This window comes from Paenibacillus sp. J31P316 (assembly GCF_056269105.1).
In genome coordinates this window covers 101,668-123,713 of record NZ_JBWDNI010000005.1, presented here as the reverse complement: position 1 = coordinate 123,713, position 22,046 = coordinate 101,668, and the positions used below count along the sequence as shown (strand labels likewise).

At 54.9% G+C, this 22,046-nt stretch carries 15 protein-coding genes; 9 read left to right on the top strand and 6 right to left on the bottom strand.

Annotation, left to right across the window (positions count from 1 at the left end):
• Nucleotides 1-24: 24 nt before the first annotated feature.
• From AC0YNU_RS18120 to AC0YNU_RS18110, 3 genes are all read left to right on the top strand, one after another.
• The gene (locus AC0YNU_RS18120; protein ID WP_475759095.1) at nt 25-1,359 is read left to right on the top strand and encodes an LLM class flavin-dependent oxidoreductase; all 1,335 of its coding nucleotides are present in this window, start codon (nt 25-27) and stop codon (nt 1,357-1,359) included.
• A gap of 1,411 nt (nt 1,360-2,770) precedes the next feature.
• Nucleotides 2,771-4,486, top strand: a complete 1,716-nt coding sequence (locus tag AC0YNU_RS18115) for a cache domain-containing sensor histidine kinase (RefSeq protein ID WP_475759093.1) — start codon at nt 2,771-2,773, stop codon at nt 4,484-4,486.
• 4 nt (nt 4,487-4,490) lie between these two features.
• Nucleotides 4,491-6,053: a response regulator transcription factor gene (locus tag AC0YNU_RS18110; RefSeq protein ID WP_475759091.1), complete on the top strand. Its 1,563-nt coding sequence runs from the start codon at nt 4,491-4,493 to the stop codon at nt 6,051-6,053.
• Nucleotides 6,054-6,150: 97 nt separating this feature from the next.
• On the opposite strand, the gene AC0YNU_RS18105 is transcribed toward AC0YNU_RS18110, so the two are convergent.
• The 5 genes from AC0YNU_RS18105 to AC0YNU_RS18085 form a co-directional block, all read right to left on the bottom strand.
• Nucleotides 6,151-7,224, bottom strand: a complete 1,074-nt coding sequence (locus AC0YNU_RS18105; RefSeq protein ID WP_475759090.1) for a Ger(x)C family spore germination protein — start codon at nt 7,222-7,224, stop codon at nt 6,151-6,153.
• The gene (locus tag AC0YNU_RS18100) at nt 7,221-8,291 is read right to left on the bottom strand and encodes a GerAB/ArcD/ProY family transporter (RefSeq protein ID WP_475759088.1); all 1,071 of its coding nucleotides are present in this window, start codon (nt 8,289-8,291) and stop codon (nt 7,221-7,223) included. The genes AC0YNU_RS18105 and AC0YNU_RS18100 overlap by 4 nt, the downstream gene beginning before the upstream one ends.
• Nucleotides 8,284-9,624 carry a spore germination protein gene (locus AC0YNU_RS18095; protein WP_475759086.1) on the bottom strand — a complete coding sequence of 447 codons (1,341 nt, stop codon included), beginning with the start codon at nt 9,622-9,624 and terminating at the stop codon, nt 8,284-8,286. The genes AC0YNU_RS18100 and AC0YNU_RS18095 overlap by 8 nt, the downstream gene beginning before the upstream one ends.
• Nucleotides 9,625-9,788: 164 nt before the next feature.
• Nucleotides 9,789-10,715, bottom strand: coding sequence for a helix-turn-helix transcriptional regulator (locus tag AC0YNU_RS18090; RefSeq protein ID WP_475759084.1), 927 nt, complete (start codon nt 10,713-10,715; stop codon nt 9,789-9,791).
• Nucleotides 10,716-10,900: 185 nt separating this feature from the next.
• The gene (locus tag AC0YNU_RS18085; RefSeq protein WP_475759082.1) at nt 10,901-12,091 is read right to left on the bottom strand and encodes an epoxide hydrolase family protein; all 1,191 of its coding nucleotides are present in this window, start codon (nt 12,089-12,091) and stop codon (nt 10,901-10,903) included.
• A gap of 348 nt (nt 12,092-12,439) precedes the next feature.
• Here AC0YNU_RS18085 and AC0YNU_RS18080 point away from each other — a divergent pair, with 348 nt between their 5' ends.
• On the top strand, nt 12,440-13,549 hold the full coding sequence (locus tag AC0YNU_RS18080; protein WP_475759079.1) for a betaine/proline/choline family ABC transporter ATP-binding protein: 1,110 nt from the start codon (nt 12,440-12,442) through the stop codon (nt 13,547-13,549).
• 13 nt (nt 13,550-13,562) lie between these two features.
• A complete protein-coding gene (locus AC0YNU_RS18075; RefSeq protein WP_475759077.1) occupies nt 13,563-15,122 on the top strand; it encodes a glycine betaine ABC transporter substrate-binding protein in 1,560 nt (519 codons plus the stop codon).
• Nucleotides 15,123-15,706: 584 nt separating this feature from the next.
• Here the strand turns inward: AC0YNU_RS18075 and AC0YNU_RS18070 are convergent.
• Nucleotides 15,707-17,077: an aminotransferase-like domain-containing protein gene (locus tag AC0YNU_RS18070; RefSeq protein ID WP_475759074.1), complete on the bottom strand. Its 1,371-nt coding sequence runs from the start codon at nt 17,075-17,077 to the stop codon at nt 15,707-15,709.
• Nucleotides 17,078-17,250: 173 nt separating this feature from the next.
• Here AC0YNU_RS18070 and blaOXA point away from each other — a divergent pair, with 173 nt between their 5' ends.
• The 4 genes from blaOXA (at nt 17,251) to AC0YNU_RS18050 (ending at nt 21,939) form a co-directional block, all read left to right on the top strand.
• The gene (blaOXA, locus tag AC0YNU_RS18065; protein ID WP_475759072.1) at nt 17,251-18,093 is read left to right on the top strand and encodes a class D beta-lactamase; all 843 of its coding nucleotides are present in this window, start codon (nt 17,251-17,253) and stop codon (nt 18,091-18,093) included.
• Between the two features lie 822 nt (nt 18,094-18,915).
• On the top strand, nt 18,916-20,448 hold the full coding sequence (locus tag AC0YNU_RS18060; protein WP_475759070.1) for a lytic polysaccharide monooxygenase: 1,533 nt from the start codon (nt 18,916-18,918) through the stop codon (nt 20,446-20,448).
• A 151-nt stretch (nt 20,449-20,599) separates the two neighbouring features.
• The gene (locus tag AC0YNU_RS18055; RefSeq protein ID WP_475759067.1) at nt 20,600-21,244 is read left to right on the top strand and encodes a hypothetical protein; all 645 of its coding nucleotides are present in this window, start codon (nt 20,600-20,602) and stop codon (nt 21,242-21,244) included.
• Between the two features lie 20 nt (nt 21,245-21,264).
• Complete coding sequence (locus tag AC0YNU_RS18050) at nt 21,265-21,939, top strand: hypothetical protein (RefSeq protein WP_475759065.1); 675 nt, start codon at nt 21,265-21,267, stop codon at nt 21,937-21,939.
• The last annotated feature ends 107 nt before the right edge of the window (nt 21,940-22,046 follow it).

Here is a 22,046-nt window from a genome sequence, read left to right as displayed (position 1 = left end):
GGATAGTTAAGGGAGGAAATGATCATGGGAACGAAGAGACAGATCAAGCTTGGCGCGATTTTGCACGGCGTCGGAGGCAACATCTCCGGATGGCGGCACCGGGACGCGATTACGGATGCGAGCGTCAATTTCGAGCTTTATAAGAAGTGGACGCAGAAGGCGGAGGAAGGGAAATTCGACTTCGTCTTCATCGCCGACGGACTATACATTACGGAGAAATCGATTCCGCATTTCCTGAACCGCTTCGAGCCGTTGACGATCCTGAGCGCGCTGGCCGGCGTCAGTTCCAAGATCGGACTGGTCGGCACGTTGTCGACCTCCTACAGCGAGCCGTTCACGGTGTCCCGCCAGTTCGCGTCCCTCGATATGATCAGCCATGGCAGAGCGGGCTGGAACGTGGTGACTTCGCCGCTGGAAGGCTCCGCGCTTAACTTCGGCAAGACGGAGCAGCAGCATCCGGCTCATTCCGAGCGCTACCGGATCGCGGACGAATACCTGGAGGTCGCGACCGGCCTGTGGAATTCGTGGGAAGAAGGCGCGTTCGTGCGGGATAAGGAGTCCGGCGTTTTCTTCGACCCGGAGAAGATGCATACGCTCGACCATAAGGGGAACTATTTCTCGGTCAAAGGACCGCTGAATATCGCAAGATCCAAGCAAGGCGAAACGGTTATTTTCCAAGCGGGAGCGTCCGAATCCGGGAAGCAGTTCGCGGCCAAATGGGCGAACGCCATCTTCACGGGACAAGAGTCGATCGAGGAGGCAAAGCTGTATTACGACGACGTGAAAGGCCGTGCGGCGGCGCTGGGCCGGAATCCCGAGGAAATCGTCATCTTGCCGGGTATCGGGCCGATCATCGGCAGCACGCAGGAGGAAGTGGAGCGCAAGTACGAAGCAGTGGCCAATCTGGTCTCGATCGACAAGGCGCTGGATTTCCTCGGACGCTTCTACGAGCATCACGATTTCTCCCAATATCCGCTTGACGAGCCGTTCCCGGATCTGGGCGAGCTTGGACGCAACAGCTTCCGGAGCGCGACGGACCGCATGAAAGAACGGGCGAGGGAAGAAGGGCTGACGCTTCGCCAGGTCGCGCTGCAGGTAGCGACGCCGAAGCCGACGTTCCTCGGCACGCCGGAAGCGGTCGCCGACAAGCTGCAGGCTTGGTTCGAGGCGGGAGCAGCCGACGGCTTCATCGTCGGTTCGTCCGCGCCGAACGGGCTGGAGGAGTTCGTCGATCACGTGGTGCCGATCTTGCAGGCGCGCGGATTATTCCGCGACGACTACGAAGCCGATACGCTGCGCGGGAATTTGGGTCTGCCGATTCCGATCAACCGCCATGCGGCGGCGGTGCCGAATCGTTAATGGCAGCAGGCAAGGCGGGAGGATAGGGAAGACGGTAGAGGTGGGGGTAGAAGCAGAAGAAGTGAAGTGGAAGGTAGAAGGTAGAAGGAAGTAAGTAGTAGTAGAAGGAAGTAAGTGAGTAGAAGGAAGTAAGTAGAAGGAAGCAAGCTGAGATAAAAAGTAGAAGCATAAGCATAAGCAGAAGTAGAAGCATAAGCAGAAGCAGAAGCAGAAGCAGAAGCAGAAGTAGAAGTAGAAGTAGAAGTAGAAGTAAGTTGAGATAGAAAGTTGAATTAAAGCAGAACGAAGAACGAAGAACGCAGAACGCAGAATGCAGAATGCAGAACGCAAAAGGTAGTAAGCAGTGAGTAGAATATTGCAAGTATTAGACAAGAAGGCAAAAGGCAACGTCAGAAGGAAAAGAGAATAATACAGCCTGAGAAGGGGCGACCGATTCCGATCGGACGCCCCTTCTCAGGCTGTCGCGAGAGCTGCCCTTGTCCTACGACCATGGCAGCGATCAATGACCAATCCGCGCATAGGTGCTGAGTGGCTGCAAAACGGCGTAGATGCACCTTTTCCTGCGCTTTGCATTCAGCGGGTGGAATAAGTATCTCCACGACTCTACATGTATTCGAACCGTTCGCTTGAAGTAATTGAAATAACTGCAAATCTGCACTTATATCTGCACTTTTGTCTGAATTAAAAGAAATAACTGCAAATCTACACTTATTTCCCGGAGAACTGGGCTATAGGCGCTGAAAAACAAAAAATAAGTGCATATTTGCATCTATTTCTCCGAATCTGCTCAAATAGCCGAAAATAATTGTATTTTTGCATTTATTTCTCCCGGAGGACGCGGTTTGGTTGTCAGGAAACGCAATATTCCCCCGGAGGCGGGAGTCAATTGTCAGGAACGCAATATTCCCCCCGAGGCGGGAGTCGATCGTCAGGGAACGCAACGTTCTCCCGGTGGACGGTGTTTGGTTGTCAGGAAACGCAATATTCCCCCGGAGGCGGGAGTCGATCGTCAGGGAACGCAACATTCTCCCGGTGGATGCGGTTTGGTTGTCAGGGAACGCAACATTCTCCGGAAGTGGGAGTCAATCGTCATGAACGCAACGATCTCGCAGAAGGGCGAGAGTTTGACCGAGTAAGCTAAAACGAAGAGAATTCCGCAGCCGTAAACTACGGGAGTTTCTCTACGCTGAGAAGAGGCGTCCGTTTCCGATCGGATGCCTCTTCTTTCGCATGTCTTCTCGTAAGCCGGCTTCGAGACCGTCGAGATCGCGGCATACTGGAAGCTTTTATATAATAAATAGACAGCATTCTACAAGTTTCGCTTGAATATCCCACGCTTTATAGCATAATGAAATCACAACCTCCTCTCTCAGACGAAGCGCCCTACTAACCGAACAGGAGACCCTTCCCTATGACATGGCTGACCGCAAACGTGCTGGATCCCATTCGCTCCCGTTTGTTTTACAAGATGCTCATCATCTACTCCCTCCTTACGTTGATTCCGCTCATTATCGTGAGCTCCACCTTCTATATCCGATCGAGTCTCGTGATCGAGAAGAAAGCCGCCGAAGAGGCGCAGCAGCGGTTGTCCGGCACCGCCGACAAGTTCGATGAAGTGCTCTATGCGGTGAAGAGCCAGATGACGCCGATCAGCGAGAACGTGTTTCTGCAATCGCTGCTCCGCAGCGCGAACAAGGGCAGGACGGACGAGAGCTTGAAAGCTTCCGTCAATGTGATGCTCCAGTCCGAGCTCGCGACCGCCAAGTTGAAGATCGGCCCGTTCGTCAGCGGCATCTACGTGCTGGACAAGAAAGGCCTGCTCTATAGCACGGACTCTCGAAAGCGCTTGCTTTATCCGGAGGCGTTCTGGAAAATGCCATTCGAATTCGATCGGCTGCCGGAATGGGCGTTCTTCAACGACGACCGGCGCATCGCCTGCGTGGTGAAGATATTCGAAGAGGGACAGCGGCCTTCGCTTGATTCCGAGACGGGGCGTCTTATCGTCACGCTGGACACCGCGTCGCTGCAATCCATGTTCGCCTCGTTCGAGCCGAACATGTTCTATATTACCAATTCCGACAATCAGATCATGAGCGCCTCCGATGCCAATAAGATCGGCCATCTGCTGGATATCCGGGAACCGCTGAAAGAGATCGTCATCCGGCAAAAATCCCGCTATTCCGAGTTTCGGTACGTTCTCCTTGCAAGCCCCGGTACCGGCGGTCTCGTGAAGCAGCAGGCGCTGTTCACCGTCGGGGTGACGCTGGCCGCGTGGCTGGCCATCACGATCGTCACCTACGTGGTTCTCCGCCGGATCACGATTCCGATTCAGCGGCTGACCCGACTCATGCGGGCGGCGGAGCGGGAGGAGTACCAGCCGATTACCGGCATTACGACCAAGGACGAAATCGCCATGCTTTGCAACGGCTTCAACAGTCTCGTCGAGCGGACGAGCCATCTCATCGAGACCAATTACAAGAACGAGCTGCTCATTCGCGAGGCCGAGCTGAAGGCGATCCGGATGTACATCAATCCGCATTTTCTCTACAACACGATGGAATACATCAGCATCATGTCGCACTCGCCGGAGAAGGCCAAGCATATTCCGCAGATGATTCATCACTTGTCCGGGATTTTCAGGTTCTCGATTACGCCGGGCAACGCCTTCGTCGAGCTGGGCACGGAGATGGAGTTCGTCCGCAAGTATTTGGAGATTCATCGTTATCGCTACGGCGACCGATTGTCTTACTCGATCGACCTGCCCGATATGTATCACAAAATCGCCATTCCGAAGCTGCTGCTCCAGCCGCTGGTCGAGAATGCGGTCGTGCATGGCATCGACCGTCTCCCTGAGGGAGGGACGATCGCCATTACGGTCAAGGAAGTGCAGTACGAGCTTGTCATCGAGATCGAGAACAGCTCATCGAACGAGGAGAGCGACGGGGAGAGCGGGAATCTCGCCCTGCGGCGCTCCAGAGGGCTCGGTTCAGGCCTTGAGAACGTCAATGCAAGACTGCGGCTGCACTACGGCAATACTTACGGCGCGAGCCTGCTTCGCCAAGAGGGGACGACGCTGATCCGGGTCGTCATGCCCATACAGATGCTGCAAGACAACGAGGGGAGCTGACCGCATGCGCATCATGATTGTGGACGATGAACGCGAAATCGTAACGTTTCTGGCCTCCATGGCCGGCTGGAAGGAAATCGGCTGCGAGGTAGCCTGGACGGCGTCCAACGGGCAAGAAGCGCTGGATCTGCTGGCGGCCTCCGGGCAGCTGCCGGATGTCGTCATTACGGATATTCGCATGCCGGTCATGGACGGCATTACGTTCGCCGAGGAGCTGCGCGGGCGGTATCCGGCGATTCCGATCGTCTTCCTGACGGCTTATCACGAGTTCGATTACGCGCGCAAGGCGATCAAGCTCGGCGTGGCGGATTTCGTGACCAAGCCGTTCCTGCCGGAGGAACTGATCCGCACGGTGGCCTCGCTGCGTTCCCAGGAGCCGCTGCTTGCGGACTGGCAGGAGCATGATCGGTTCTTCGAGCTGCTGGCGGGAGAGTATGGCGACGACTACAAGCGGCATTGGCTGGCGGAGAACGGGCTGCTGGACAACGGCTTCCTGCTGCTGTACGCCGAGCTGGACGCGCCGCGGGACGACGAGGGCGAGCATTTTCCGTTTGCGGCGGCGCATCTGCGCGGCCAGCTCGCCCAAACGGCCGGCGCCGCGGGATTGAAGGGCTGGACGTCCTCCTCCGCAAGCGGCATCTACTTGTGCCTGCCGCTTACGGGAGCGCAGGGAGAGCGGGATCGGCTGATGGCATTCGCCAACGAGATCGCCGCAGGCGGCGATACGACGCGCGGATTATCGTTGTCCGTCGGCATCAGCCAATCGTTCCAGACCTACTGCCAGCTGCCGGAAGCCTTGCGTCAGGTGAAGAAATGCATGGAATACCGGATGCTGCTCGGCAAAAATTCCGTCATCGCTTACGATGCGATGGAGTCGTTCCTGACCGAGAAGGAGCAGGAGACGGGCGCCTCGCTCGGCCGGATCGCGGACGCGCTGCGCGGGGGCGACGCCGAGGAAATCCGCGCGCTGCTCAAGGACTCGTACCGCAGCATGCTCTCCGTCGGCGCAAGCAAGAAGGACATGCAGCACTATGCATTGCAGCTCATCGAGAAGGCGGAGGCGGCGCTGGCGGACTTCGGTCTTAAGCCTTCGCACGGCATGTCCGTCGATATTCGCGGGAAGCTGATTCGCGCCGTGCTGCTGACGGACATCATGAAGGAGTTGGAGAAGCAGCTGCTCGCCTATCAGGAGCTGATGCGCGCGGAGCTGTCCGATTCGCCGCTCAAGGTGATTTCCGGCGTTCGCCAGCTCATCCGCGAGCAGTACATGGAGGAGCTGACGCTGCAGTCGGTCGCCCAGAAGCTGAACGTCAACTATTCCTATCTCAGCCGGCTGATCAAGAAGGAGACGGGCACGAATTTCACCGACCTGCTGTGGGACTTCCGAATCGAAGCGGCCAAGAACAAGCTGCTGCGCGAAGACATGAAGTCCTACGAGGTCGCGTATGCCGTCGGCTTCAAGGATACGGCGCATTTCAGCTTTATGTTCAAGAAGAAGGTCGGGCTGTCGCCGAGCGCATACCGCGCGCAAGTCCGGGGCGGACATGGGGCGTCGGACGAGGCGTAAGACGGCTGCGGACGAACGAAAAAGCAACCCGCGTTTATAACGACGGGTTGCTTTTTCGTTTCTCTTTTTTTTGCATCTATGGCTAAGAAAGCTTCGGTTAAGATAGCTTCGTATTTCCGTCATTTTGAATGATCGATTTGATTTTATAATTGATTTTGAGTTTCGGGAAATACAAGTTTCGCCAGTCGCGCAATTGCGCCCTGGACATTTTGTTTCTGAAGTATTGCCCTAACCCGAGGATGTCGGCTTCGCGCATTTGCGATTTGCGGAACATCCCGTTGAACCTCTTCGTAAGAATGTCTTCCAGCTCTTGGTTGATCATCTGCGAGGTCACGGCTCCTTTCGTTTCCACGATCGATACCTTCATCGTGATTTGAACGTCCAGATACGGCGTGCCTTGAAGGAATTTGCTGCGATGACGCATGGAGCTTCGCAGGACCAGAACGCTGGCGTGGTCCATGACTTCTATTTTCCCTTGCGCGCTATGCCCGTTAAAGGAATTGAAAAGCAGCGTTTCCTCGGGAGAAATTTGATCCACCATCTTGCCGTTCTTGATGATGGCGGAGCCTAGGTAATCGATCGTTCCGTTACGCCCCGATTTAATCATGGGAATCGCTACGTCGCGCGTGTACGAATGGATGCTTCGGTAGACTTCCCAGATGCGCGTCAGGGACATCTGAGGATTCCAGCCCGCGTTCTTCTCGAAACAATCGTAGAGCGTCGTGCCTCTTGGCGTCATGGATCTTTTCACGAATTGGAAAAAAGGATCCAGTTTCTCGTCGCATATGGCAATGATCGTTTTCGGAGATATATCCCGGGACCTCATGAAACTGGAAATACTGTCTTGAAGGCCTTGCTGCGCATAGCCTTTTTCGACCAGGATCACTTTCAGATGAAGAAGGTCGACGCTGCTCTCCATTCGCTCGCTGATTTTATCCACGGCCTGGTTGATGGTTTTGCCCTTTTGGTTCAATATTCGGATGTTGATTCCCTTCTCGCTGGTCTCCGGAATTTGCAGCACAACCTCGTACATGTCTTTATGCATGGACACGCCCATCACGACGGGCAAGGAGCGGTGATCGATGTCTCTATTGTCCCAACACCCGCCGAGAAGGGATGCGAGTCCGAGGACGGCCGCCAATCCGACTGCGCGTTTCAAGGGTTGCTTCATTGCCCGACCATCCTTTTTCTGTAGCGGCTTGCGAAGAAATAAGTCGATAGCGGTATGGCTGCCATGACATAAAACCTTAATACGGTATCCCACCAAAACAACCCCACGATGTCTTTCCAGCTCGGAATCGCCAAGCAAACGATATAAACAAGCAGAGGAACCGTCGCAAGCGAATAACGAGGTTTTATGGCAGGGAAGCTTTTGCTCACGATTCGCATCGTCGTCCACATGGAAAGGGATAAGAAAAGCATCATAAAGGATATCAGGCTAAGCAGCAAGAAGATGGTGATTCGGTCGAACATCAGCCACGTGATCGAAATGGTATCGAGCGAGACGACGAACGGAAAGTTGAACGTCGATGCCGTAGCCTGGCCGAAGGTCAGCAGCGGGATGTAGACCGAGAAAATATAGAAGGGCAGCAGCGCAAAGGCGCCAATCAATATATAACGCTTCCGAAAGGCAACCTGAGGCTGGACAAAACCAAGAAACAGAAAGCCGCCGGCGAACACGAAAAAACTTTGCAGGTAGCTTGGTTCGGTCAAGAACGAAGCATTGCCGATCAGGGGGAAAACATACCGCCAGTCGACATTCTGGAAGGAAAACGAGAAAAAGAACAAAATGATGGGCACGTTCATCATTCCGATCAGCACCCCCGTGCGAAAGATGGATGTGATGCCTTTGAAAGCAAAATAGGTCGGAATCAGCAGAAACGTAAGCATAATCGCCCAAAGCGGCGTGTTGGACAGCAACACGATCGTCATGATTTCCGACGTACATCGAACGATGATGATGCATGCCATTAGACAATAAACAACTAGCGGCAGCAAGAACAGAAGCGCGATTCCTTTGCCGGCTTTCAAATACAGGCTGATAACGTCCTTGTTTCCCCAGCGGTCGAGACCTTTGAGATATATGGCGAGCGCCGTAATATGCATGGCAAAGCCTAAGACGATGGGGATCCAATGCCCGTCCTCCGTGCTGGCGATAATATCTCCGGGGTACATAAAGAAGATCAGACCGAGATGAACAATAAAATACATCAGCGCGGCTTGCCACGACTTATCCACGATTCATCTCATCCTTCGCGTTCGGGAACCCGACATACGGAATTCCGTAGGCAGTTAAACTTGCCAAATACCCGCATATCAGAAGCAGCCCCTCCAAGATTCCGAGTACGCCGAAAATGGCGGCAAAGACGACAATCACGTATTTCGAAAGCCGAAGGGCCAGCGACTGCTGCAAGCCGACGATGGTCGAGTTCGCGATCGTCGTAGCCGCCAAAATGATAATGAGCAGATTACTGACCAGCTTCGCTTGCACGGCGGCTTGTCCCAGTATGATTCCGCCGACCATCGTTAGCGTCGGTCCGATCGTCTTGGGCAATCTGAGGCTGGCCTCGATCGTGAGCTCGATGACGAGAAACATGAATACGATTTCGATGATGGCGGGGTAAGGGACGCCGGCGCGGGTTTGGGCAATGGATAACGCCATTTCAATGCGGAGCACTTCGGGATTGACGGAGACCAGGGCGACGTACAGTCCTGGCAGGATCATCGTTGCCAATGCGCCAATGACGCGAAGCACGCGTACAAACACCATTAACGGCAGCGGAAAGTTCCGGTCGCTGTCCAGGCAGAAGGCATCCCATAACATGCCGGGGGCGACTAATGCGACCGGAAGCTGATCGACGAATAGAACGGCACGTCCTTTTCTTAGGGAATGGGCGGCTTCTTGCGGCAGCTCCGTATGGTTGAATTTCGAGATCATGGTCCAAGCCGGGAACCCCATGATTTCTTTCGAAAGCTGCTGCATGTTCTCGATGCTTTTGTGCTTGTTTTTTGCGATCTGGCTCACGATTTTGTGAATGAAATCCATATCGGCGCGGCCCTCGTAATAGACCAGCGCGAGATTCGAGGTTTCTTCGGTTCCGATCGGATAGAGATTCACCCTCAAATTGTCGGAGAGTACTTGTTTGCGAACCAATCCGATATTGGTATCGATATCCTCCGTGAACGAGTTCAGGGAGCCTTCCAATACGTTTTCGTTGATCGGCGCCTCAACGGCGCGGCGAAGCGCCTTGGGAGCAGGGTCCATGATGACGCTGGAGCCGTCTTCCTCGAAATAAATCAATAGTTTTCCTTGGAGAATGCGGATATAGACATCCTGAGCGCCGGCTGGTTCGTTGACTTCTCCGAGTACCTTTTTGAATGCGTCCAGCGTGATGTTGGATTCGATGGCGGCATTATGATACGTTTGCAGGTTGAGTTTCATAAGCACGACATCAATGAGCGTTTTCAACCCGAATAAGAAGACCGGCTTGCCTAGAAATGAGTCTTGAAGCATGAAGAAATCGTCGTTGCCCGAAAATTTATCCCTTAGCGTCCGAATCATCGGGTTCATTGGTGTTCATCCTCTGCATGATCATTGATAGGAGGAGTATGTCCCGGAACGAAGGGAATATACAAAATTTGGGGAGGCGGTTGCCTCCGTGCTCGAGCTTGGGCTGATGCAAACGGCACTGCTAGCTTAGCTTGGCCGGGGGCAAGCGGCGAATGGAATTTCTCCTATTGGCCGTATTTCTCCGCCATAGCTCGAATGTGATTCTTTAACTCCCGGATGAAATCCGGCGGTTCAATCGCCGTAACCTGGCTGCCGTAGCTAAGCACCGTCTGGATGGCGCGAGCCGCGGAGGAATAGTGGGCATGGACCGACAATGTGCCATCTATATTGTCATGAATCTGGTCGAAGCCGAATTCATCCAGCACGCGCGTCCTCGCGGATGGGGCGAAATGCAGCAGTACCTTCACCTTGGAGAAGTCTGCTCGGTTCATGAACTGCTTCTCCACGTCCTGAAGGGTATAATTCCGCCGAACGAATGTCTCCGGCAGCACCTGCAGACGGAGAATGCGGGATAATCGGAAGTTGCGCATCTCGGACCGCAGCAGGCAATAGCCGTAGAAATACCAGACATAGCCTTTCAGATAAAGGCCCATCGGCTCGACCGTGCGCTCGGATTCTTGACCGTTATTGTTCAAGTAGGCGAAGTGCACCAGCTGCAGGCTTTTGATGGCTTCATGCAGCGGAGCGAATTTCTCCTTATCATTAGGCGTCGGTTTGAAGTCAAGATCGATCTTGGAAATTCCGGTTGGGGCGACCCCGGCCATGCCCGGAATCATCGCCCCGATTTTGTCGAGCAGCTCATGATCATCCGCGCTGTCCGTCGCGGTGCGGATGCCGCGAAGGGCCGTATAGATGGACGCGAAATCATCGAGCGTCAGCACTTGCTTGTCGATCCGGTAGCTGGACATAATTTCGTACCCTCCATCCGCACCGGGGTAGGACACGATCGGGATCCCCGATTGATTGATGGCGTCCATATCCCGGTATATCGTTCGCAGAGACACTTCGAAACGCTCGGCCAAGGCCGTTGCGCTCACGCGAGGTTGATTGAGCAAGGTCATCGTAATCGCCAATAAGCGGTCCAGTTTCATAACGGCATCCTCCTTGGTGTAGCTGGTAACGATCATGCGAATTCAGCTTCGCCGTGTTCGCTACTACCAAGATTCTACGCCTGGATGGGAATGCCTTTATAAGCAGAACTCTCATACGGAGGGCCGGTATAGAAAAAGGCCGACGTGCGGCCTATACAGTGGACGGAAGCGACTGACGGAAACGACTAACGGAAGCGGCGGAAGAAGCTTTGAAGTTCGGAGACCAGAAGCCGAGGCTCGTCGTAGGCCGCAAAATGCGTGCCGCGCTCGAATTCCGACCACTGAACGATGTTCGAGTTGTCCCGTCTGGCAAAGAGGCCGATCGACTTGAAATCGTTGCCGAATACGGCAATGCCGGTTGGCGACGTATTCACTTCCTGAGCGGAGGGACTTGGAAGATGCGCGTTCTCGTAGTAAAGGCGGGCCGCCGACTCCATCGTGTTCGTTAACCAATAAATCATCGTATTCGTAAGCAGTGAATCGCGATCGATGAAGTCGATGTGGTCGCCAAATCCGTTAAACAGTTCGGCGATCCAGGCGAGTTGACCGACCGGGGAGTCCGCGAGGCCGTAAGACAGCGTCTGCGGGCGAGTCGATTGTATCGCGTTGAAGCCGGCGCGCTCATGGAAGTTCGCGAGGAATTGCAGTCTTCGGCCATCCTCCTCCGTTAGATTGGCCATCTCGGCCGGATCGCCGGAAGGGAAGGAGAAGAGCTGGAGCACGTGAAGCGCGAGCAGTCCCTGCGGCTTGATCAGGCCAAGTTCTCTCGAGACGAGCGCGCCGAGATCGCTGCCGTGAGAGCCATACTCGTCGTACCCGAGGCGGCTCATCAGCTCATCCCAAGCATGCGCGATGCGGGTAATGTTCCAGCCTTCCTCCAGGCTTGAGCCCGAGAACCCAAAGCCGGGTACGGACGGAATGACGAGATGGAATGCATCGGCCGGGTCTCCGCCGTAGGCGCGCGGATCGGTCAGAGGACCGATCACATCGAGGAACTCGGCAATCGAGCTGGGGAACCCGTGCGTAAGAAGGAGCGGAACGGCATTCGGCTCCGGGGATGCGATGTGCATGAAGTGAATGTTCGCGCCGTCGATGGTCGTGATGAATTGCGGATATTCATTCAGGCGCGCCTCAAACTTGCGCCAATCGTAGCTGTCGTGCCAGTGGCCGACGACGTCCTTCAGATAATCCTTGGATACGCCGTACTTCCATTCCGAGCCTGCTGCGCCGTTCAGCCAGCGCGTATTCGCTAAGCGCTGCTTCAGATCGTCCAAGTCCGCTTGGGCGATATGGATGCGGAAGGGGCGGATTTCGGAACCGGTGGGGTTTGCTTGATTGGCTTGAGCTGCTTGGCTTGCTTGATTCGTCGTTGTCATTTGAAAGGCCTCCTCGAATTTGGGTTTGCTGTGCTTCGGTGGACTTCTTCGTATTCCGCTGTGCTCTCTTGCTTACATGTATAAGTGTATACCTTTGACCCTGACAGCCTTATGTCAGGGTTTTTCGCTGCTGCTGGTTATTTTTTCTTTTCGAAGGAAGCCGCTCGTCCCGCGCGGGCGAAACGCGCTAAAAGCCGCCAAGCAGCAGCTTCTAAGGCCCGGCAGGATAGGGCTGTGAAAGTTGCGCGATAAGCACGAACGACGCGCACACATGATGAGGAAGTTTTTGGACATAATACGGTCAACGTTTGCCAATGCGAGAAGAAATCGGAAACAGAGGTGTCTCCCTTGATCCAATTCAACAACGTCGTGAAGACCTATAAGGACGGCGCTCCGGCGCTGAAAGGCATCAATTTGGAAATCAAGGCGGGCGAGCTGGTCACGCTGATCGGTCCGAGCGGCTGCGGCAAGACGACCACGATGAAGATGATCAACCGTCTGGTCGAGCCCACCTCGGGCACGATCTTGGTCGACGGGCAGGATATCTCGAAGATCAATCCGATCGAGCTCCGCCGGAATATCGGCTACGTTATCCAGCATATCGGCCTCTTCCCGCATATGAAGATCAAGGACAACGTGGAAATCGTGCCGAGACTGAAGAAGATGGACAAGAGCGCCTACGAGCGAAGAACCGACGAACTGATGGATATGGTCGGGCTCGACCCGACCCAGTATAAGAATCGTTATCCGGCGGAGCTCAGCGGGGGTCAGCAGCAGCGGATCGGCGTCATCCGCGCGATGGCTGCGGAGCCTTCCATCATCTTGATGGACGAACCGTTCAGCGCGCTCGATCCGATCAGCCGCGAGCAGCTGCAGGACGAACTGATCCGCTTGCAGGAGGAAGTGAGGAAGACGATCGTCTTCGTGTCCCACGACATGGACGAGGCGTTGAAAATCGCCGACCGCATCGTCCTGATGCAAGGCGGGGAGATCGTCCAAGCGGATACGCCTGAGCGGATCATCAGAAGGCCGAAAAACGATTTCGTCCGTACATTTATCGGGGAAGAGCGCTTGAACCATTCGGAGAAGCTGGTCGTCGAGGACGTCATGCTGCAAAGTCCCGTGACCATCCATCAGACGAGGGGCTTGGCATACGGAGCGATGCTGATGAGGCAGCACCGCGTGAACGGACTGCTTGTCATCGACAAGAACCGGATTTTGAAAGGCGTCGTCACGAAAGAGATCTTGGAAGCCCAGTTCGGGCAAGAGGATCTGACCTTGAACGACATCATGAGAACCGATATCCCTTCCGTAACCGTCGGAACCGGCGTAGCCGAAGCGGTGGAGATCATGAAGGAGCATGGGATACACAACCTGCCCGTTATCAAGCAAGGCGGACAATTGGCGGGTCTGGTTACGAATTCAAGCTTGATTGACGCGTTGTTGAAACAGCTCTGATGCGGAGGCAGCCATGAATCTTTGGGACGTGTTTGTAAACCGAAAAGAAGACATCCTTCGTGCCACGTTGGAACATATCCAAATCTCGCTCATCGCGCTCGTCATCGCGATCGTCATCTCGATTCCGCTGGGCCTCGTGCTGACGCGTTTTCCTAGGCTGGCGTCGCCTGTCATCGGCGTCGCCTCGCTATTCCAAACGATTCCCAGCCTGGCCTTGCTGGGCTTCATGATTCCGATACTCGGCATCGGCTTCGCCCCGGCCATCGTGGCCTTGACGGTGTATGCCCTTCTGCCGATACTCCGGAACACGTATACGGGCATCATGAACGTAGAGAAGCCGATCAAGGAAGCCGGAATCGGCATGGGCATGACGAGCATGCAGGTCATGTGGAAGGTAGAGCTTCCGTTGGCGTTGAACGTCATTATGGCCGGCATCCGCACGGCGACGGTCATGATCATCGGGGTGGCCACGCTCGCTTCGCTGATCGGAGCGGGAGGCCTCGGAGATTTGATTTTCCGCGGCATTTCCACCGTCAACACGGATCTGATCCTGGCCGGCACGATTCCGGCGGCGCTGATGGCACTGTTGTTCGATTACGTCTTAGGTCGGATGGAAAGAGCGATAACGCCTCGCGGACTGCGGAAAAGCTCGCGGCGGCCGAGGCTGATGAGAGGCGTGGAAATCGCGCTCGGTTTGCTGCTGATCGCGGCGCTGATCGCCGGTTTAATGTCCCGTCTCGGACAGTCCGGCGGTGCGGATACCGTAATCGTGGGCGGTAAAAATTTTACGGAACAGGATATCCTGGTCCATATGATGGCTTCGCTGATCGAAGAGAAGACGGATCTGAAGGTCGTTCGCAAAACGTATCTGGGCGGCTCGGAAGTCACCCACAGTGCGCTTATCGGAGGGGACATCGATCTGTATCCGGAGTATACGGGAACCGGTTGGACGGCGGTGCTGAAGGAACAGCCGGTCGGCGGCGATCCGGAGGTCACTTACCAGAAAGTGAAGAAGGCCTACGAGACGCAATTCAATGTGACCTGGCTGAAGCCTTTCGGCTTCAATAACACGTATACGCTGGCGATGAGGAGCGACCAGGCAGAGAAGCTCGGCATCACGACATTCTCGGAACTGTCGCGGCAGGCTCCTAATCTGGTTCTTGGAGCGACGCATGAATTTCTGGAAAGGCCAGACGGCTATAAAGGCCTGCAAGCCGCATATAACATCAAATTCAAGGAGACGAAGGGACTGGATCCCGGGATTACCTATGCAGCCGTAAGAGACGGCAAGGTCGACGCGAACGATGCCTTCTCCACGGACGGTCGCATCCCGGCGTTCAAGCTGAAGGTGCTGAAAGACGACAAGCAGTATTTTCCTCCCTACTACGCCGTTCCGATCATTCGCATGGATACGTTGAAGGCTCACCCGGAGCTGGAGCAGACGCTGAATGAGCTCGCCGGCAAACTCAACGAGAAGATCATGTCCGAGCTGAATGCCGAGGTGGATCTGAAAGGACGTCAGGCACGCGATGTGGCGGAGGACTGGTTGAAGTCAGCGGGACTGCTGCAATGACTGGCCTGTGCCAAAACCTCTTCGACACAAAGAACAAAGAGCCGCGCAGAAGCGCGGCTCTTTGTGTTGGGAAATCAAAAATCGCTTCAATGAGGTCGCCGGTCGCCGATCGCCGATGCAAACCAATATCGCCGTGCTTGCGAAAATGAACCTGAAGCACCGCGCGCAACGCCTAGCGCGGTGAGGTCGCGTGACGGCGGTCAGCCAACTCATCCTGAAGCTAACGGTTGCACGGATGACTAATCGGCTGGAAATGCCCCTTTTATAGTGCTAAAGGTTGTCAGAGGGCCTATTGCGAGATTTTCCCGTATAATCAGCTCAACTACGTCCAATAACGTCTGTCAGAACCATTAAAGCTTTATAAGCAGCCTTATTCGTGGATTAGCAACGCTGACAACCGTTAAGTGTGCAGCAGAATGCTGCAACTCCAACCTCGCGGTTGTACACGCCAACCAGTTTCCGTCCGAATTCACGTTGCATCCTCGGCGGCTTGCCGTTTCGATACCTCTACTTAGCAGCCTTCAGAAGCAGCCTTCAGAAGTAGCCTCCAGAAGCAGCCTCCAGCAGCTCCCGACCGGCACCGATTAAATGAATTGCACGCTCCTTCGGCTGGCGGCCAGCAGCTCCTGAATCCCTTCGGCGATCAGCCGGATTCCCCTGTCGATCTGTTCCTCCGAGACCTGCGATATGCTAAGCCGGATCACCGTGTTCTTGCGGAAGTCAGGCAGATACATGCCGGACGCTTCGTGCAAACGAACCCGTTTCGCCTCCAGATGCCTGCTCAGCTGCTCGCCCGTCAGCGGGTGAGGCAGCTCCAAGAACGCATAGAAGCCGGACCGTGGCTCGGTATGGACGGTCCCTGCCGGCAGATACCGTCTGCAGGCTTCTTTCAGCTTCTCGGCTTTGCCGCGGTAGATCGTTCGCATTTTCAACAGATGGGCGTCGAACATGCCGTTCTCGAGATAGATTTCCAGCGCGCCCTGCATTAATACCGGCGTATGCACGTCGGCGGCGAATTTGGCACGCAGGAAGGATTCGTGCAGCGCTGAGGGGAGCACGGCGAGCCCCAGCCGAAGTCCCGGCAGCATGACTTTCGAGAAGCTCTTGGTATAGATGACTCTCCCGGACGGATCATAGGCAAACATCGGATCCTGCTTGCTATCGTGGTCGAGATCGCCCAGGTAATCATCTTCGATGACGTAGATATCGTATTGCCGGGCCAGCTCCACGATTCGTTTCTTCTCCTCGTTGGCGTAGCTGTACCCCGTCGGATTGTGGAATCTCGACACCGTATAGAATAGCTTGATCTCCCCGGTCCGGAATAAGCGCTCCAGTTCCTCCATATCCAGCCCGTCCTTCGTGATCTCTACCCCGTAAACGCACGCCCCCTGCTGCCTTAACGATTCCAGCATGGAAGGGTGGGTAGGCTGCTCCACGACCAGCTTGCTCTTGCCATTGGGAAAAGGAAGCGCGATCAGCAGATGCAGCGCCTGCTGGGAGCCCGTCACGACAAAGACGTTCTCCGGAACCGTGAATACCTGAACATCTCTCAGCTGCCGCGCCAGTTGAACGCGCAGGGAATGCATGCCTTGCGTCTCCGAATAGCTGAACAGATCCTCCCGGTATCGCTCGATCGCCTGATTCATGGCGTGTTGGAAATCCCGATAAGGCATCGCATCCCGATCGGGCCCGGCCGAGAAGAAGTCGATCACCTCGTCTTCGTCCTTCTCTTCTTGATGAGTTTTCTGCGGATCCACGACGAAATAACCGCTTCGCGGCACCGCATAGATCAGATGCTCCCGTTCGAGCTGCTGGTACGCTTTAATAATCGTATTGGTGCTGCACCGGAACGCCGACGTCGAAGATCGGATGGACGGCATGCGGTCTCCTCTTCGCAGTCTGCCCTGCTCCATGTCCAGTTTGAAACGCAGAACAATTTCCTCATATCGATTCATTCAGCGTGTCACTCCTCTTGATCTGTATGGGTACAGGACGCACAAAAGCTCCTGCAGGTTGCGGACAGGCTGGACTATACTGGGAAACACCAACGAGGAAAGGAGGACGCGCGGTTCACTTATCCCCATTAAACCCAATCAGAATCTTTACCCGGAAGGAGCTTACAACCATCATGCAATCGTTATCGACAACTTTATGGAAAATAGGACAGCGGGCGCTGCTGCTAATCGGCATCGTCCTGCTCGCGAGCGGGATGACTCCGCTGCAGGCTCAGGCGGGAGCACCCCGTACGCATGAGCTGAAGGCAGAAGCGTTGTTCCATGGAACCCCGGGCACGATGATCATCAAGAATCTGAAGACCGGCGAACAATATGTCTATAACCCCAAGCGGAGCATGGAGCGGTTCACGCCGGAGTCTTCCTTCAAAGTAGCAAACGCGCTCATCGGCCTGGAAGAAAAAGCGGTGTCCGACGAGTATGAAGTCAAGCGATGGGACGGCGTCGTTCGCCAATTCGACGTGTGGAATCGGGATCATTCCTTGGCCTCGGCGATGCGGGCCTCGGCGATCTGGTATTATCAGGCGATGGCGCGGGACATCGGCAGCGAGAAGATGCAGCGGGATCTCGACCGTATCGGATACGGCAACCGCGATATATCCGGCGGCATCGATACCTTTTGGCTGAACAGCAGTCTCAAAATCTCGGCGCAGGAGCAAATTGCGTTTATCGAGAAGCTCGTGAAAGAAACCTTACCATTCAGCGAGCAAAATATGAAGACGGTCAAGCGCATCATGATCGACGATGACCAGGATGATTATACGATCCACGGCAAAACGGGAACGCGGCTGTCCGATATGGGACTCGGCTGGTACGTCGGCTATGTGGAGACCAACCGGAACGTCTGGGAGTTCGCCACCAATATAGACGGCAGCGGGGCGACGGCGCGGAGCATCACATTGGATGGTCTCGAGAGCCTGCATATCATCGATCGACCGGATGCCGAGCTGGACAAGTGAACGAGCAGGTGAGTTCATGGGGCCGTATTTCTATTCAAGAACGATCGGAATCGTCTTAGGGCTCGTAACCATCCTAGCATCGTTAGGATACGGCCTTCTGTATTGGCTTGGTACTTCCTTAGGGCAGGCGCTTCAATCCGAGGCGGATACATCGGCAGCGGATCGACGTACGCTGGTTATTCTTGCCGGCCTTCTCGCCGTCGGCATCATAACCGGCGCGGGTTCGCTCGGAATAAGTAGGAAGATATGTAGAATCGTTTACGTTAGCTTTTGCTGGATCGTCGGCATGGGTCTTCTTGTTGCCTTTGTTCGATCGATCGGCGCGTTAGGCAGCAGATTGGAATGGATGATTGGCGGAATGGGCATGCTGTATCTCTTATTGGGCTATCTGGTAAGCAAGGAGAAATGAAATCGGCGGTTCGTTCGATGGTGTAACGGTAAGACCAGGGAGCTTCCCTCCTGCTGGATGACGGCGGGGCGGAAGCTTCTTTTTGTTGTCAAGCGGCGGATGGCCAAGGGAGCTTTGGCATAGAGAAAGCTTGACCCGTGGGTACGGGCATGGAAGCCAACAGATGATTCTGGCCTATTTTTGAATAGGACCGAAATGGAGATTGTTTTTAAAATACTTATAACTATGGGTAAATTTAGCAGGAATAATAGAGGGGAATAGGTCTTGAATCACATAATCGATTCTTTTCTCGATTGTAAATGGCAAAAACAAACGTAATATCTACCAAATGGGCCATTGGAAGCTGGTGGCGTTGCTGCTATTTGGCTAACATTGGAAATGAAAAGGTCATTATAAGTACGAGGAGAATCGACATGACGGTAACGCAACAATCGGCAGGTGGAAAATTAATATCGGGGACCGGAACGTTTAAACTGGCGTTTCTACTTGGATTTATGCTGGTGGGACTGGCCTGCATGCTCGCCTTCGCAGGCAAAGCTTCGGCGCATGGCTACGTTGAATCGCCGGCCAGCCGGTCGCTGCTGTGTCAGCAAGGGGCCAACAAGGATTGCGGAGCGATTCAGTACGAGCCGCAAAGCGTGGAAGGCAAAGGCGGATTCCCGGCATCCGGGCCGGCGGACGGCCAGATTGCGGGAGCGGGCAAATACGCCGAATTGGATGCCCAGACGTCCGATCGCTGGAAGAAAGTAGACATGAAGGGCGGCAAGAACGCCTTCAATTGGAAGTTCACGGCGAATCACGTGACGAAGGAATGGAAATATTACATCACGAAGATCGGCTGGGATCCGAATAAGCCGCTTACCCGCGATCAGCTGGAATCGAAGCCCTTCTGCACGGTTGACGGAGGCAACGCGAAGCCCGAGATGGCCGTCACGCACACTTGCAACGTGCCGACAGACCGAACCGGCTATTATATTATCCTCAGCGTGTGGGAGATCGGCGATACAGGCAACGCCTTTTACCAGGCAATCGACGTGAACTTGACGCAAGGCGGCGGCACGACGACGCCTGATCCGGAGCCGACGGAGCTGCCGAATTTCCCGGCGAGCGTCTGGTGCTCCGCTCATACGGAGAGCAGCATCACGATGTCATGGTCGGCATCGACGGCTTCGGCAGGCATGAAGCAGTACGAGGTCAGCAGGGACGGCAAGGTAGTCGGAACGACAGCGCAAACGGCGTATACCGACAAGGGTTTGCCGGCCAATGCAACCTATTCGTATACGGTCATCGCGGTGGATAACGCAGGCAATCGTTCGAAGGCTAGCGCGCCCGTCTCGGCAAGCACGCTGCCCGTAGTCACGCCGGCACCGGATACGGAGGCGCCAACGCGACCGACGGGATTAGCGGCCAGCAATGTAACGGAATCGGCTGCTACCTTAACCTGGGCAGCCGCCGCGGACAACATCGGCGTGACGAAATACGAGGTGTATCGGAACGGCAAGCTCGCCGGTTCAACGGCTTCGAGAACGTATTCGGACAGCGGCTTGAGCGCTTCGACGGCCTACTCGTACACCGTAATTGCGTTGGACGCGGCGAATAACCGCTCCGCGGCGAGCGCTGCCCTGACGGTTACGACGAAGACGGCGCCGGTCGTGCCTGTACCGGGAACGGTCGCAGCATGGGATAGCGCCAAGATCTATCTGGCTGGCGACAAAGTCGCTTTTAACGGCGCGGAGTATACGGCAGGCTGGTGGACCCAGGGAGACCAGCCGGATGTTTCCGATGTGTGGAAGGCGGTTTCCAAGGACACCGTGCAGACATGGAACGACACGAAGGCCTACAATGGCGGCGATAAAGTCGCGTATGCCGGACATACCTATCAAGCGAAATGGTGGACCAAGGGAGAGATACCGGGTAAGGCCGGTGTCTGGACGCTGATCGCCTAGTAACGAGTGCCGTACAGGCAGATAACAGCAGCTCAGCAGCGTTAAGGAAGGCAGCCGATACGGCTGCCTTTTCCATTTGCTGCAACCTTTCAGCGTGGCCCGCGTCTACCCTTTTATTGGGATAAAAGGAAAAGATGACGGAGGTCCAAATATGAAGAAAGTCATCGCAATTACCGCGGTTTCGGGCGTATTGGCGGGTCTATTGATCGGAGCAGCGCAGAAGCCGAAGCCGATCTCGCTTATCGTGAACGGCATGACGCAAGAACAAGCGCCGCTGCGCAACCTGCCGAGCCCTCAGATCGTGGACGGCTATGTCATGATTCCGGCGGCTTCCTTGAATCGCACCTATCGAGAAGACGTGAAGTGGAACAGCGATTCCCGCAGCATCGAAATAAATCCGGACGTGTGGAAAGAGGGCGGATTCGGCTATAAGGCGCAAGACTGGCCGAAGGTGCGGAATGTCATCTATAAGTATCTGATCGCGGTTCAAGAAACGGATGGGAATCCCTCCGCCTACGTAAGCGAGGCATTCCATTCCGACTCGGTCTGGGAAGGCGTCTCGATCATGGATATTCAGTTCCGGGACGGCAAAGAAAACGAGACCGCGTATACGGTAAGGGTTGCGACGGTGAACTATAACACGGCTCAAGACACGCTCTATAATCATGTCATGGATTTCTCGATCGACAAGAAGAGCTTGAAAATCAATCGGATCGCCAGCGCCCCGGGCGGCGGCCGGTTTCGCGAATATACGGTATTGCCGGGCTTGGAGATCATGACACCGATCGAGGGCTAGCCAGAGAGGAACATCCATTCATGAAAAAGCGGTTGTACATGACGGGCATTAGCATTGCGGTTCTGCTGGCTGCCGGTTCGATCTTGGCTTATCAGCAGAAAGAAATCAAGGCGGGTCGGATTTACGGCTATGGCTCGTCGGCTTCGGACGAATACAGCATTTTCACCATTCCGGGAGGCGGCGGCACGATACCGTGCACCTACGAGGTTATTCACGCGATAGCCGACGATTCTTACACGAATGTTTCGTACGAGGTTATTTACGAGCAGCATAAATGGTTTAAGAAGCATCCGCGCATCATCAAGCTTCTTCGATTCGAACGACCGTTTCCCGAGGGACAGAACAGAGACGTAAAAAGCTTCTATTATCGCCTGGCAGACGAAACGCTCGAACAAGTCAACGACCATACTTCCGTGTTCACGAGAATATATGAGAAGCGCGAAAGCATGAATAATCTGTTCGACGTCGTTCCGCAGTCCATCGTTATTCCCAAAGTAGAGAGCGTGAAGAATGCCAGGCAGTGGGTGCAGCGGCATGAACCGGATTCTCTGCAGCTGCTGGACGAAACCGTAGTCGAAGACGACGTGCTGGGCAGCTGGAAACGAGACGACTACGAGCAGGCATACAGCGAAGCGTCACCCGAAGGATTAACGCTGGCGGATGTCGTAAGCAAGCATCATGATGAAGCACCGTGATGATGTTATAATGGATCTATCTTCCAAAATGAGGTGAGACGGTTGTCACTCCGAATCGTTCGAAGTAATTAGTTCCCGGGCTGGGCAAAACGCGTACCAGCCGCCAA

What these genes read in the sequence shown, in the direction of transcription:
- AC0YNU_RS18120 (WP_475759095.1), top strand. Translation starts at nt 25, where the DNA reads ATGGGAACGAAGAGACAGATCAAGCTTGGCGCGATTTTGCACGGCGTC.
- AC0YNU_RS18115 (WP_475759093.1), top strand. Translation starts at nt 2,771, where the DNA reads ATGACATGGCTGACCGCAAACGTGCTGGATCCCATTCGCTCCCGTTTG.
- AC0YNU_RS18110 (WP_475759091.1), top strand. Translation starts at nt 4,491, where the DNA reads ATGCGCATCATGATTGTGGACGATGAACGCGAAATCGTAACGTTTCTG.
- AC0YNU_RS18105 (WP_475759090.1), bottom strand. Translation starts at nt 7,224, where the DNA reads ATGAAGCAACCCTTGAAACGCGCAGTCGGATTGGCGGCCGTCCTCGGA.
- AC0YNU_RS18095 (WP_475759086.1), bottom strand. Translation starts at nt 9,624, where the DNA reads ATGAACCCGATGATTCGGACGCTAAGGGATAAATTTTCGGGCAACGAC.
- AC0YNU_RS18090 (WP_475759084.1), bottom strand. Translation starts at nt 10,715, where the DNA reads ATGAAACTGGACCGCTTATTGGCGATTACGATGACCTTGCTCAATCAA.
- AC0YNU_RS18085 (WP_475759082.1), bottom strand. Translation starts at nt 12,091, where the DNA reads ATGACAACGACGAATCAAGCAAGCCAAGCAGCTCAAGCCAATCAAGCA.
- AC0YNU_RS18075 (WP_475759077.1), top strand. Translation starts at nt 13,563, where the DNA reads ATGAATCTTTGGGACGTGTTTGTAAACCGAAAAGAAGACATCCTTCGT.
- AC0YNU_RS18070 (WP_475759074.1), bottom strand. Translation starts at nt 17,077, where the DNA reads ATGAATCGATATGAGGAAATTGTTCTGCGTTTCAAACTGGACATGGAG.
- blaOXA (WP_475759072.1), top strand. Translation starts at nt 17,251, where the DNA reads ATGCAATCGTTATCGACAACTTTATGGAAAATAGGACAGCGGGCGCTG.
- AC0YNU_RS18060 (WP_475759070.1), top strand. Translation starts at nt 18,916, where the DNA reads ATGACGGTAACGCAACAATCGGCAGGTGGAAAATTAATATCGGGGACC.
- AC0YNU_RS18055 (WP_475759067.1), top strand. Translation starts at nt 20,600, where the DNA reads ATGAAGAAAGTCATCGCAATTACCGCGGTTTCGGGCGTATTGGCGGGT.
- AC0YNU_RS18050 (WP_475759065.1), top strand. Translation starts at nt 21,265, where the DNA reads ATGAAAAAGCGGTTGTACATGACGGGCATTAGCATTGCGGTTCTGCTG.